The organism is Bradyrhizobium sp. (genome assembly GCF_035935975.1).
Lineage (GTDB): Bacteria > Pseudomonadota > Alphaproteobacteria > Rhizobiales > Xanthobacteraceae > Bradyrhizobium.
On the sequence record NZ_DASYWN010000011.1, the window covers coordinates 1 to 12,581 of the forward strand.

Annotated in this window: 8 protein-coding genes and 1 riboswitch; of the genes, 5 read left to right on the top strand and 3 right to left on the bottom strand. The window is 66.3% G+C overall.

All coding sequences use genetic code 11. The features are described from left to right. Positions 1 to 161: 161 nt before the first annotated feature. The gene (locus VGR99_RS05135; RefSeq protein ID WP_326897229.1) at positions 162 to 1,361 is read right to left on the bottom strand and encodes a TrmJ/YjtD family RNA methyltransferase; all 1,200 of its coding nucleotides are present in this window, start codon (positions 1,359 to 1,361) and stop codon (positions 162 to 164) included. A gap of 350 nt (positions 1,362 to 1,711) precedes the next feature. On the opposite strand from VGR99_RS05135, the gene VGR99_RS05140 reads away from it, so the two are divergent. Beyond that, entirely contained in the window at positions 1,712 to 2,926 is a 1,215-nt protein-coding gene (locus VGR99_RS05140; RefSeq protein ID WP_326897230.1) for an NADP-dependent isocitrate dehydrogenase, read from the top strand. A gap of 96 nt (positions 2,927 to 3,022) precedes the next feature. Next, on the top strand, positions 3,023 to 3,523 hold the full coding sequence (locus VGR99_RS05145) for a DUF3455 domain-containing protein (RefSeq protein ID WP_326897231.1): 501 nt from the start codon (positions 3,023 to 3,025) through the stop codon (positions 3,521 to 3,523). A gap of 4 nt (positions 3,524 to 3,527) precedes the next feature. Here the strand turns inward: VGR99_RS05145 and VGR99_RS05150 are convergent, their stop codons facing one another. Together VGR99_RS05150 and alaS are read right to left on the bottom strand one after the other, a co-directional pair. Continuing rightward, positions 3,528 to 4,754, bottom strand: a complete 1,227-nt coding sequence (locus tag VGR99_RS05150) for a cyclic nucleotide-gated ion channel (protein WP_326897232.1) — start codon at positions 4,752 to 4,754, stop codon at positions 3,528 to 3,530. 6 nt (positions 4,755 to 4,760) lie between these two features. After that, positions 4,761 to 7,442, bottom strand: coding sequence for an alanine--tRNA ligase (alaS, locus tag VGR99_RS05155; RefSeq protein WP_326897233.1), 2,682 nt, complete (start codon positions 7,440 to 7,442; stop codon positions 4,761 to 4,763). A gap of 221 nt (positions 7,443 to 7,663) precedes the next feature. Next, positions 7,664 to 7,754, top strand: a riboswitch (glycine riboswitch). 146 nt (positions 7,755 to 7,900) lie between these two features. On the opposite strand from alaS, the gene gcvT reads away from it, so the two are divergent. Genes gcvT through gcvP form a run of 3 tightly spaced genes read left to right on the top strand, consistent with a single transcriptional unit; the run spans position 7,901 to position 12,313 of the window. Further along, positions 7,901 to 9,049: a glycine cleavage system aminomethyltransferase GcvT gene (gene gcvT / locus VGR99_RS05160; protein WP_326897234.1), complete on the top strand. Its 1,149-nt coding sequence runs from the start codon at positions 7,901 to 7,903 to the stop codon at positions 9,047 to 9,049. 10 nt (positions 9,050 to 9,059) lie between these two features. Continuing rightward, positions 9,060 to 9,428 (top strand): glycine cleavage system protein GcvH, encoded by a 369-nt coding sequence (gcvH, locus tag VGR99_RS05165; RefSeq protein WP_326897235.1) that lies wholly within the window; start codon positions 9,060 to 9,062, stop codon positions 9,426 to 9,428. A 17-nt stretch (positions 9,429 to 9,445) separates the two neighbouring features. Continuing rightward, positions 9,446 to 12,313 (top strand): aminomethyl-transferring glycine dehydrogenase, encoded by a 2,868-nt coding sequence (gcvP, locus tag VGR99_RS05170; protein ID WP_326897236.1) that lies wholly within the window; start codon positions 9,446 to 9,448, stop codon positions 12,311 to 12,313. Positions 12,314 to 12,581: the final 268 nt, after the last annotated feature.

Sequence of the window (12,581 nt, forward strand, 5' to 3'; positions counted from 1 at the left end):
GAGCGTCGCGCGCAGACACTGTCAAGGATGCCATCGGCACCGGCGCAGCCGGCGCGAAGCGTCCTCGACAGCGGCGAGCACGGCGCTACTCTCGACCATCAAGGACAAACACCCCTTGACCACGGGTAGGAGGTCCTACGAATGCTGTGCGCTGGCAAAGCCTACGCGCCCTGCTCCACCATCCCCTGCAGCCGCACCAGCTCTGCCTCGAGATCGCGCTCCACGTCCGCCGCACGAATGTCGATCACGCGATAATCCCGCGCCTCCAGCCACGCGCGCCGCGAGGCGCGATCCGCCGCGATGGTCTCGCCTTCGCCCGGATTGACCAGCTCGACCGCGATCCGGTGCGGGAACGAGACGAAGTCCGGGATGTGGCGCCCCACAGGGGTCTGGCGCTTGAACTGGCCGGCGAAACGGCGGTCGCGCGTCAGGGCCTGCCAGAGCAGGCGCTCGGCATCGGTCGGATTGCGGCGGAGCAGGCGCGCAAGGCCGCGCACGGTCGAGCCGCTGTCGGGGACGCCGCCGCCCTGCCCGTGCTCGGCCAGCAGCGCGCGCAGGCGTGTGGCCTGCTCGCCGTCGAGCACCCCGCCCTTGGCCGGGCCCTTGCGCCCTTCCGCGATCGCCATGACGACCCCGTGCAAGGTGTGCATGTCCTGCTTGGTCGGCTCCATCCGGCTGAAGATGTTGCGGAGGTTGACCAGCATGGTGTCGCGCTTCTCGGCCGGGCGCAGGAACTCGACCCGGTCGAGCTCACGGATGAGGTTGTCGAAGAAGGCCTGCATCTGGTGCTGCGAGGCGCGCTCGGAACGCTCGGGCATGGCATGCGGCAACTCGCCCGATGTCATTCGCTTGAACCATTCATAGCCGATCAGCAGCACGGCCTGGGCGAGGTTGAGCGAGGCGAAGCCCGGATTGACCGGGAAGGTGATGATACGGTTGGAGAGCCCGACCTCCTCATTGGTCAGCCCCCAACGCTCCCGGCCGAACAGGATACCGGCCTTGCCGCCGGTTGCGACGTGCCCGGCGATCTCGCTGGCCGCCGCCTCCGGCCCGACCACGGGCTTGGCCTGGTCATGCGGGCGCGCGGTGGTGGCGAACAGCAGGTCGAGGTCGGCCACAGCCTGCTCGACCGTGTCGAACAATTCGACCTTTTCCAGAATGTGATCGGCGCCGGCAGCCGCCCGCTGTGCCGCGATGTTGGGCCAGCCGTCCCGGGGGTTGACGATGCGCAGGGCACCCAACGCGAAATTGCCCATGGCGCGTGCGCACATGCCGATGTTTTCGCCGAGCTGCGGCTCGACGAGGATCACGATGGGACCGTCGAGGGAAAGGCCCGCCTTGGTCTTGTCAGTCCCCGACATCTCGTCTCGCTTTCACACTGGTTCTCAAGGCCTTGGAAAGGCTCTCTTCAGGAATTGATTCAAAGCCGGGCCTTGCTCCGCTCTTGGACCGGCTGGCCGTTCGCCTGTCGTTTGCCTGTCCTGACAAAATTCTCAAGCGAAATAACGGGGTTAGATTCGCCTTTTGAATCTCGCCTGAAACCTCAGCCGCGTCCCTGCGGCAGGTCCGCTCCCCGCCCCCCATCTACGGAAGCTGGATGAGCTAAAAGTGCATAATCACTTGGCTTTCGCCCGCTGCTATCAGGTGCTAAGAGGCGGCGGATATTCAAATTGGCGCAAGCGGCGCCGTTCCCAAGAGGGCTTCCCCGATCATGGCAAAAATCAAGGTATCCAATCCCGTCGTCGAGCTCGATGGCGACGAGATGACCCGGATCATCTGGCAGTACATCAAGGACAAGCTGATCAACCCGTTCCTGGATGTCGAGCTGCAGTATTTCGACCTGGGCATGGAGTACCGCGACCACACCAACGATCAGGTCACCATCGACGCCGCCGAGGCGATCAAGAAGGTCGGCGTCGGCGTCAAGTGCGCCACCATCACCCCGGACGAGGCCCGGGTGAAGGAGTTCAACCTCAAGCAGATGTGGAAGTCGCCGAACGGCACCATCCGCAACATCCTCGGCGGCTGCATCTTCCGCGAGCCGATCATCTGCAAGAACGTGCCGCGCCTGGTTCCCGGCTGGACCAAGCCGATCATCATCGGCCGCCACGCCTATGGCGACCAGTACCGCGCCACCGACATCAAGTTCCCGGGCAAGGGCACCCTGTCGATGAAGTTCGTCGGCGAGGACGGCACCGTGATCGAGAAGGAAGTGTTCAAGGCTCCGGGCGCCGGCGTCGCCATGGAGATGTACAATCTCGACGACTCCATCATCGACTTCGCCCGCGCCTCGTTCAACTACGGCCTGCTGCGCGGCTATCCGGTGTACCTGTCGACCAAGAACACGATTCTCAAGGTCTATGACGGCCGCTTCAAGGACATCTTCCAGGAGATCTTCGACAAGGAGTTCAAGAAGGAGTTCGATGCCAAGGGCCTGACCTACGAGCACCGCCTGATCGACGACATGGTGGCCTCGGCGCTGAAGTGGTCCGGCGGCTATGTCTGGGCCTGTAAGAACTACGACGGCGACGTGCAGTCCGACACCGTCGCGCAGGGCTACGGCTCGCTCGGCCTGATGACCTCGGTGCTGCTCACCCCCGACGGCAAGACCGTCGAGGCCGAAGCCGCCCACGGCACGGTGACCCGCCACTACCGCGAGCACCAGAAGGGCAAGGAGACCTCGACCAACTCGATCGCGTCGATCTTCGCCTGGACCCGCGGCCTGTCGCACCGCGCCAAGCTCGACAACAACCCGCAGCTCGCGAAGTTCGCGGCGACGCTGGAGAAGGTCTGCGTCGACACGGTCGAGGAAGGCTACATGACCAAGGACCTCGCGCTCCTGGTCGGTGCCGACCAGCGCTGGCTCTCGACCACCGGCTTCCTCGACAAGGTCGCGGAAAACCTGACGAAGGCGTTGGCGGCCTGAGCCGTCCGCAATTCCGCCCGACTGGGCCGGACATCATCACGGGCCGCGCCGAAAGCGCGGCCCGTTTCTTTTTTGAGAGCGCTTTCGGAGATCACCATGTTCACCAAGCTTGCTGCCCCCATCCTGCTGCTCGCGGCCCTGATCGGACCGGCTGTCGCCGCAGAGCCCCTCCCCGCGGCCATCGCCGCATCAGGCGAGAGCGTCGTGCTCAGCGTCCACGCCGAGGGCGCGCAGGTCTATGAGTGCAAGGCCGGCACCGACGGCAAGCTCGCCTGGGCGTTTCGCGAGCCGATCGCGACGCTGTTCGCCGAGGGCAAGACCATCGGGCGCCACTATGCCGGGCCGAACTGGGAGCATGCCGACGGCAGCGCCGTCGCCGGCAAGGCCATCGGCAACGCGCCGGGCACCACGGCCGCTGATATCCCCTGGCTGAAGCTGGACGTCACCGCCCACCGCGGCAGCGGCGTGCTGACGCCTGTGACCACGGTCCAGCGCATCAACACCCATGGCGGCAAGCTCGACGGCGCCTGTGACAAGGCCGGCGAGTTCAAGAGCGCGCCCTACTCGGCCGATTATGTCTTCCTGAAGAAGGGCTGACGTCTCAGCGGTCGGGGGCCTCGCGTTCGGCCTGCGCGAGCTCCGTCGCGGCCAGATCGCCGGTCTCTTCGAGCCGCGCTTTCGCGGTCTTGTGGACGTGGGCGGCCAGGGTCGGCATGCGCTCGATCAGGGCATGAAAATGCTGCACGTCCAGCACCAGGAGCCGCGTCTTGCGCGTCGCGGTCACCGTGCCGCTGCGCTTGGTCTTGTGCAGCAGCGCGATCTCGCCGAAGAAGGTGCCGTCGGCAAGGCGCACCTGCTGGTTCGGCAACGTGATCTCGACCTCGCCGGCGGTGATGAAATACATCGACGAAGCGTCATCCCCTCGCCGCACCAAAACCTCGCCCTGCTCGATGGTGCGCGCGCGGAGCAGCCGCATGATGTCGGCGATCTCCACCGCCGACAGATGCGAGAACAAGGGCACCCGCGCCAGCATGCCCCAGGTGACGACGAAGTCGCGCCGCTTCACCTCTTCGGCAAACGCGCTCGAGATGATCGCGACCGGCAGCGCGATCATGGCAAAGCCGCTGATGATGGTGAAGACGGAGACGAGCTTGCCGAGCGGCGTCACCGGCACGACATCGCCATAGCCGACGGTGCCGAGCGTCACGATCGCCCACCACATCGCATCCGGAATGGTGCCGAGCTTGCTGGGCTGCACGTCGCGCTCGATGGCGTAGAGCAGCGAGGCGAACGTCAGCACCGCGCCGATCAGGATGACGACGCAGCCGATCAGCGCCCGCCGCTCGGCATGCACGGCGGCGAGCAGCGAGCGCATCGCCGGCGAATATCGTATCAGCTTGAAGAACGGCAGCACACCGAGCGCCGCCAGCGTCGCGTGCCGGCCGGTGACGAGCACGACCGCGGCCGGCAGGAACGCCATGAGGTCGATGATGCCGAGCGCGGAGAAGGCATAGCCGAGCCGGTCGGCGAGCGCCGAGCCGCTGCGTGGCGTGTGGCCCGCCACAGTCCACAGCCGCGCGGCGTATTCCAGCGCGAACACGATCACGGAGAGGATGGTGACGGCCGAGAACAGCGTGCCGAACTGCTCATCCAGCTCCGGCACCGAGGCCAGGATCATCGCGGCGACGTTGAGCACGATGACGCCGATGATGAGCTGGATGAAGCGCGATCCGGCCGAATAGGCCAAGGGATCGTGCTCCAGCAATTCGTAGAGGCGATCCCTCAAGTCGGGATCGCGCAGGCCACGCCCTCGCGGAACGAGGCGCATGGCGACCTACGCGCCTGCCATCGCTTTTTCGATCGCCGCGAGCGCCTCGGTCGCCTTGGCGCCGTCGGGGCCGCCGGCCTGCGCCATGTCGGGGCGGCCACCACCGCCCTTGCCGCCGAGCGCCTCGGAGGCGACTTTCACCAGATTGACCGCGTTGAAGCGCGCGGTGAGGTCCGCGGTGACGCCGACCACGACGCCGGCCTTGCCGTCCTCGGTGACGCCGACGATGGCGACCACGCCGGAGCCGATCTGCTTCTTGCCGTCGTCCGCAAGGCTCTTGAGATCCTTCATCTCGATGCCTTCGACCGCGCGCGCCATCAGCTTGACGCCGCCGGCCTCGCGCACGGCCGCGGCTGCTCCGTCGCCGCCGGCGGAGGCGCCGCCGCCCATCGCCAGCTTCTTGCGGGCGTCGGAGAGCTCGCGCTCGAGCTTCTTGCGCTCCTCCATCAGCGCGGTGATGCGCGCCGGGACGTCGTCGATCGAGGTGCGCAGCTCGCTCGCCGCGGTCTTCGCCAGCGCCATGGTTTCGTTGGCGTGCTTGCGCGCGTAATTGCCGGTCAGCGCCTCGATGCGGCGTACGCCCGAAGCGACCGCGCTCTCGCCGGTCAGCGTGATCAGGCCGATATCGCCGGTGCGCCGCACATGCGTGCCGCCGCAAAGCTCGACCGACCAGCCGAGCGCATTGGCGCCGCGCTCGCGCGCGGTCCTGCCCATCGAGACGACGCGAACCTCGTCGCCATACTTCTCGCCGAACAGCGCGCGCGCCCCGGCTTCACGGGCTTCATCGACGCCCATGACGCGGGTGGTGACCTCGTCATTCTCCAGCACCACGTCGTTGGCGATGTCCTCAACGCGGGCAAGCTCCTCCGCCGTGATCGGCTTCGGATGCACGAAGTCGAAGCGCAGGCGATCCGGCGCGACCATCGAGCCGCGCTGGGCGATGTGGTCGCCGAGCACCTGGCGCAGCGCCTCGTGAATGAGATGCGTCGCCGAGTGATGCGCGCGGATCGACGAGCGCCGCGAATGATCGACCTCGAGCTGCAGCGCGGTGCCGACCTTCAGCTCGCCGCTCTCGACCGTGCCGACATGCACGAAGAAATCGCCGAGCTTCTTCTGCGTGTCGGTGACGCGGAACTTGATGCCGCCCTCGCCGGTCAGCACGCCGGTATCGCCGACCTGGCCGCCGGACTCCGCATAGAACGGCGTCTGGTTCAGCACGATCGCGCCGGTCTCGCCGGCCTTGAGGCTCTTGGCCTCCTGGCCGTCCTTCACCAGCGCGGAGACCACGCCTTCGGCGCTCTCGGTCTCGTAGCCCAGGAATTCGGTCGCCCCGAGCTTTTCGCGCAGCGGGAACCAGATTGCTTCTGAGGCCGCTTCGCCCGAACCCTTCCAGGACTCGCGCGCCTTGGCCTTCTGGCGCTCCATCGCGTCGGTGAAGGACGCCTGATCGACACCGATGCCGCGCGACTTCAGCGCATCCTGCGTCAGGTCGAGCGGGAAGCCGTAGGTGTCGTACAGCGTGAAGGCGACGTCGCCGTCGAACATGTCGCCCTTCTTCAGGGTCGCCGACTTCTCGTCGAGGATGGCCAAGCCGCGCGAAAGAGTCTTGCGGAAGCGGGTCTCTTCCAGCCGCAGCGTTTCCTCGATCAGGTTTTCCGCGCGCATCAGGTCGGGATAGGCCTGGCCCATCTCGCGGACCAGCGCCCAGACCAGGCGATGCATCAGCGGCTCCTTGGCGCCGAGAAGCTGCGCATGGCGCATCGCGCGGCGCATGATCCGGCGCAGCACATAGCCGCGGCCCTCGTTGGAGGGCAGCACGCCGTCCGCGACCAGGAAGGCCGAAGAGCGCAGATGGTCGGCGATGACGCGGAACGAGGCGACGGTCTGCTCGTTCGGCCCGGTGCCGAGCGCCGACGACGTCGCATCGATCAGATGACGGAACAGGTCGGTCTCGAACACGCTGTCCACGCCCTGCATGATGCAGGCCATGCGCTCGAGGCCCATGCCGGTGTCGATCGAGGGACGCGGCAGATCCACGCGCTCCTCCTTCGTCACCTGCTCATATTGCATGAACACGAGATTCCAGAACTCGAGGAAGCGGTCGCCGTCCTCCTCTGGAGAACCGGGAGGGCCACCCCAGATGTGATCGCCGCGGTCGATGAAGATTTCCGAGCACGGACCGCACGGGCCGGTGTCGCCCATCGCCCAGAAATTGTCCGAGGTCGGGATCCGGATGATGCGGTCGTCGGAGAAGCCGGCGATCTTCTTCCAGAGCCCGGCCGCCTCGTCGTCGGTGTGGTAGACGGTGACGAGCAGCTTGTCCTTCTTGAGCCCGAAGTCGCGGGTGATCAGCGTCCAGGCGAGCTCGATCGCGCGCTCCTTGAAGTAATCGCCGAACGAGAAGTTGCCGAGCATCTCGAAGAAGGTGAGATGGCGCGCGGTGTAGCCGACATTGTCGAGGTCGTTGTGCTTGCCGCCCGCGCGCACGCATTTCTGCGAGGTGGTGGCGCGCTGATAGGGCCGCTTCTCGACGCCGGTGAAGACGTTCTTGAACTGCACCATGCCGGCATTGGTGAACATCAACGTCGGATCGTTGCGCGGCACCAATGGCGAGGACGACACGATCTCGTGCCCGTTCTCGGCAAAGAAGTTCAGAAAGGTCGACCTGATCTCGTTGACGCCGCTCATGTTCATCCAATCGGGTGTGCTTGGACCCGCTCAATTGCCACCCAAACGCAAGTTTGGGCTGTTATCTGCGGGCCAAAGCGCTTTTAGACAAGGCCAGCTTCGGTGTCCAGAAACTGTGCAGAGAGATCAGTGGGTTGCCGCAGGCGCGCAATCCCGTTGAAAGGCGTCAGGTGCGCGTTGACAGGCTTGGCCGGGCTGTGGTCTGTACCCATCTATATCGTACGGCCACGTCGGGAGAGACCGGCATCTGGTAGCCGGCGCCGAAGGAGCAACCGCCCCGGAAACTCTCAGGCAAAAGGACCGCGTGGCTTTGACGACATCTGGAAAGAGGCGCTGGCGGGCTTAAGACCCGGATAGCGTCCGCCGACGGGATAATACTCTCAGGCACAGCGACAGATGGGGCTTCGACTGGTTGCTTCCGGGGAATCGTCCCCGGGGAACCGCCGAGGACCCCTGTGATGCCAGTGCGTGACGACAAAGACTCCCTGAAACGTACCCCCCTCTACGACCTCCATGTGACGCTGGGCGGCAAAATGGTGCCGTTCGCGGGCTATGACATGCCCGTGCAGTACCCGGCGGGCGTGCTGAAGGAGCACCTCCAGACCCGTAACCAGGCCGGCCTGTTCGACGTCTCCCACATGGGCCAGATCGCGCTCCGGCCGAAGTCGGGCAAGGTCGAGGACGCCGCCCGCGCGCTGGAGCGGCTGGTGCCCCAGGACATCGTGGCAATTGCACCGGGCCGCCAGCGCTACGCCCAGTTCACCAATGAAGATGGCGGCATTCTCGACGACCTGATGGTCGCGAATTTCGGCGATCACCTGTTCCTCGTGGTCAACGCCGCCTGCAAGGCCGAGGACGAGGCGCATCTGCGCGCGAATCTCTCGGACACCTGCATCATCGATTCGCTTGAAGACCGCGCGCTGATCGCGCTGCAGGGCCCGAAGGCGGAATCGGCGCTGGCGAAATTATGTGCAGAGGCACCCGCCATGAAGTTCATGGATGCCGGCCCGCACAAGGTTGCCGGCCTCGCCTGCTTCGTCTCGCGCTCCGGCTATACCGGCGAGGACGGTTTTGAAATTTCGGTGCCCGCCGCGGATGCCGAAGCCCTCGCCAAAAAGCTCCTCGACAACCCCGATGTGATGCCGATCGGCTTAGGGGCCCGCGACAGCTTGCGGCTCGAGGCCGGCCTCTGCCTCTACGGCCACGACATCGACACCACGACCACGCCGGTCGAGGCCGCGCTGGAATGGTCGGTGCAGAAGAGCCGCCGCACCGGTGGCGCACGCGCCGGCGGCTTTCCCGGCGCCGAAAAGATCCTTGCTCACTTCGACAACGGCGCATCCCGGCGCCGCGTCGGCCTGCTCGCCCAAGGCCGCGCGCCAGTGCGCGAGGGCGCGCTGCTGTTTGCGGACGCGAGTGCGGGCGAGCCCATTGGAAAAGTCACCTCGGGCGGTTTCGGCCCGAGCCTGAATGCGCCGGTCGCGATAGGCTATGTGCCCACAAGCCTGAGCGCGCTCGGCACGCAAATCTTCGCCGAGGTGCGCGGGCAACGTTTGCCGCTCACCGTCGCCACCATGCCTTTCGTGAAAAACACCTACAAACGCTGAGGACCTGTGAATGACCACGACGCTGTACACCTCCGACCATGAATGGCTGGCCATCGACGGCGACGTCGCCACCGTCGGGATCACCGACTACGCGCAGTCCCAGCTCGGCGACGTCGTGTTCGTCGAACTGCCCAAGGTCGGCCGCGCGCTGAAGAAGGCCGAAGCCGCCGCCGTCGTGGAATCGGTCAAGGCCGCCTCCGACGTCTACGCGCCTGTTACCGGCGAAGTGCTCGAGACCAACGAGGCACTTGCCGCCGAGCCGGCGCTGGTGAACTCGGACGCGCAGGGCGCGGCGTGGTTCTTCAAGATCAAGATTGCCGACAAGAGCGAGCTCGGCGGCCTCATGGATGAGGCTGCCTACAAGGCGCATACAGCTTAAGGACGATGGAGCAAGCGATGACCGCGCACCGTAAATCCAGCGGCGACGCCGCCGCCACTTTCGTTCGCCGCCACATTGGCCCGTCGGCGCGCGACGTCACCGCAATGCTCGAGACCGTCAGCGCCAAGAGCGTCGATGCGCTGATGGCGGAAACGCTGCCGGCCTCGATCCGGCAGGCCGCTCCGCTCGATCTCGGCAAGCCCTTGAGCGAGACCGAGGCGATCGCGCATATGGGCGAGCTCGCGGCCCAGAACCAGGTCTTCACCTCGCTGATCGGCCAAGGCTATTCCGGCACGATCCTGCCCGCGGTGATCCAGCGCAACATTCTGGAAAATCCCGCCTGGTACACCGCCTACACGCCCTACCAGCCCGAGATCAGCCAGGGCCGGCTGGAGGCGCTGCTCAACTTCCAGACCATGATCTGCGACCTCACCGGGCTCGACGTCGCCAACGCCTCGCTGCTCGATGAAGCGACCGCCGCCGCCGAAGCGATGGCGCTCGCCGAGCGCCACTCGCAGGTGAAGGCAAAGGCCTTCTTCGTCGACAAGGACGTGCATCCGCAGACGCTCGCTGTGATGCGCACCCGCGCCGAGCCGCTCGGCTGGAATCTGATCGTCGGCGATCCTCTCGCCGATCTCGACAAGACCGACGTGCTCGGCGCGCTGCTGCAATATCCGGGCTCCTCGGGCGCGGTGCGCGACCTCCGGCCCGCAATCGCGGCTCTGAAGGCCAAGGGCGCGCTCGCGATCGTTGCCGCGGACCTGCTGGCCCTGACGCTGCTGGCCTCGCCCGGCGAGCTCGGCGCCGACATCGCGATCGGCTCGGCACAGCGCTTCGGCGTGCCGATGGGTTATGGCGGACCGCACGCGGCCTATATGGCGGTGCGCGATGCGCTGAAGCGCTCGCTGCCCGGCCGCATCGTCGGCCTCTCCGTGGACTCCCGCGGCGCGCCGGCTTATCGCCTGGCGCTGCAGACCCGCGAGCAGCACATCCGCCGCGAGAAGGCGACCTCCAACATCTGCACCGCGCAGGTGCTGCTCGCCGTGATCGCCTCGATGTACGCGGTCTATCACGGCCCCGAGGGCCTGGCGCAGATCGCGCGCAACGTGCATCGCCGCGCCGCCGTGCTCGCCGCCGGCCTGCGCAAGCTCGGCTTTGCGCCTGATAGCGAAAGCTTCTTCGACACGCTCAGCGTGGACGCCGGCGCCAAGCGCGCCGAGATCATCGCGCGCGCGGCAGCCGAGAAGATCAATCTCGGCATCAGCGAGACCAATCTGCGCATCGCGCTCGACGAGACCACGACGCAAGCGACGGTGGAAGCCGTCTGGCGCGCCTTCGGCGGCACGCTTTCCTATGCCGAAATCGAGGCCACCACGCGCGAGGCGCTGCCGGAGGCGCTGAAGCGCGCGACCGACTTCCTGACGCATCCCGTCTTCCATGCACATCGCTCGGAGACCGAGATGCTGCGCTACATGCGCAAGCTCAGCGATCGCGACCTCGCGCTCGACCGCGCCATGATCCCGCTCGGCTCCTGCACGATGAAGCTGAATGCGACCACCGAGATGATGCCGCTGACCTGGCCGGAGTTCGCGACGCTGCATCCGTTCGTCCCGCGCGAGCAGGCCGCCGGCTATCATGCGCTGTTCGCGCGGCTGGAAAAATGGCTGTGCGACATCACCGGCTATGACGCGATCTCGCTGCAGCCGAATTCGGGCGCGCAGGGCGAATATGCCGGGCTGCTCGCGATCCGCGGCTATCATGCCGCGCGCGGAGAGACGCATCGCAAGATCTGCCTGATCCCCTCCTCCGCCCACGGCACCAACCCGGCCTCGGCCGCGATGGTCGGCATGGACGTGGTGGTGGTCGCCTGCGAGAAGAACGGCGACGTCGACGTCAATGATCTCCGCGCCAAGGCCGAGAAGCATTCGAACGACCTCGCCGCGGTCATGATCACCTATCCCTCCACGCATGGCGTGTTCGAGGAGCACATCCGCGAGATCTGCGACATCGTGCACGGCCATGGCGGCCAGGTGTATCTGGACGGCGCCAATCTCAACGCGCAGGTCGGCCTGTCGCGCCCCGGCGATTACGGCGCCGACGTCAGCCATCTCAACCTGCACAAGACCTTCTGCATCCCGCATGGCGGCGGCGGTCCCGGCATGGGCCCGATCGGCGTGAAGGCGCATCTCGCGCCGTTCCTGCCGGGTCATCCGGCGACGCAAGCCGACGCTCCGGTCGGCCCGGTCTCGGCCGCGCCGTTCGGCTCGGCCTCGATCCTCACCATCTCCTACATCTACATCCTGATGATGGGCGGCGACGGATTGAAGCGCGCCACCGAGATCGCGATCCTCAACGCCAACTACATCGCCGCGCGCCTCGATGCGCACTTCCCGGTGCTCTACAAGAACGCCAAGGGCCGCGTCGCGCATGAGTGCATCGTCGATCCCCGCCTGCTGAAGACGACCTCGGGCGTCACCGTGGACGACATCGCCAAGCGCCTGATCGATTACGGCTTCCACGCCCCGACCATGAGCTTCCCGGTGCCGGGCACGCTGATGATCGAGCCGACCGAGTCGGAATCCAAGGCCGAGCTGGACCGCTTCTGCGACGCCATGATCGCGATCCGCAAGGAAATCGCCGAGGTCGAAGGCGGCCGCTTCAAGATCGAGGCCTCGCCGCTGCGCCACGCCCCGCACACCGTGCACGACATCGCCGATGATGCGTGGAATCGCGCCTACACCCGCGCCGAAGGCTGCTTCCCCGCGGGCACCTCGCGCACCGACAAATACTGGTGCCCGGTGGGGCGCGTCGACAACGTCTATGGCGATCGCAACCTGGTGTGCTCGTGCCCGCCGGTGAGCGATTACGCGGAAGCTGCGGAGTAAGACGCGGCGGAGGTCTCGCAGGGTGGGCAAAGCGACTTGTCCGCCCTAGCTCGAAGAGCGAAGGCGGAAGCGTGCCCACCACCTTGCATAACGTGAAAGATCGTGGGCACGGCGCTTCCGCGCCTTTGCCCACCCTCATATGGGGATTTGTGAGTCAAGGGCATTCGATTGGCTTGAGTGAGGTTGGCGTGGTTTGAGGGCGGCGCGCGGAGCCATGCGGAGCGCAGCGCGACGACCGTGTTCCGGGGGAGGATTGGCTTCCGAAGTT

Coding starts and splice junctions, on each gene's coding strand:
- VGR99_RS05135 (WP_326897229.1), bottom strand. CDS start 1,361: ATGTCGGGGACTGACAAGACCAAGGCGGGCCTTTCCCTCGACGGTCCC.
- VGR99_RS05140 (WP_326897230.1), top strand. CDS start 1,712: ATGGCAAAAATCAAGGTATCCAATCCCGTCGTCGAGCTCGATGGCGAC.
- VGR99_RS05145 (WP_326897231.1), top strand. CDS start 3,023: ATGTTCACCAAGCTTGCTGCCCCCATCCTGCTGCTCGCGGCCCTGATC.
- VGR99_RS05150 (WP_326897232.1), bottom strand. CDS start 4,754: ATGCGCCTCGTTCCGCGAGGGCGTGGCCTGCGCGATCCCGACTTGAGG.
- alaS (WP_326897233.1), bottom strand. CDS start 7,442: ATGAGCGGCGTCAACGAGATCAGGTCGACCTTTCTGAACTTCTTTGCC.
- gcvT (WP_326897234.1), top strand. CDS start 7,901: ATGCCAGTGCGTGACGACAAAGACTCCCTGAAACGTACCCCCCTCTAC.
- gcvH (WP_326897235.1), top strand. CDS start 9,060: ATGACCACGACGCTGTACACCTCCGACCATGAATGGCTGGCCATCGAC.
- gcvP (WP_326897236.1), top strand. CDS start 9,446: ATGACCGCGCACCGTAAATCCAGCGGCGACGCCGCCGCCACTTTCGTT.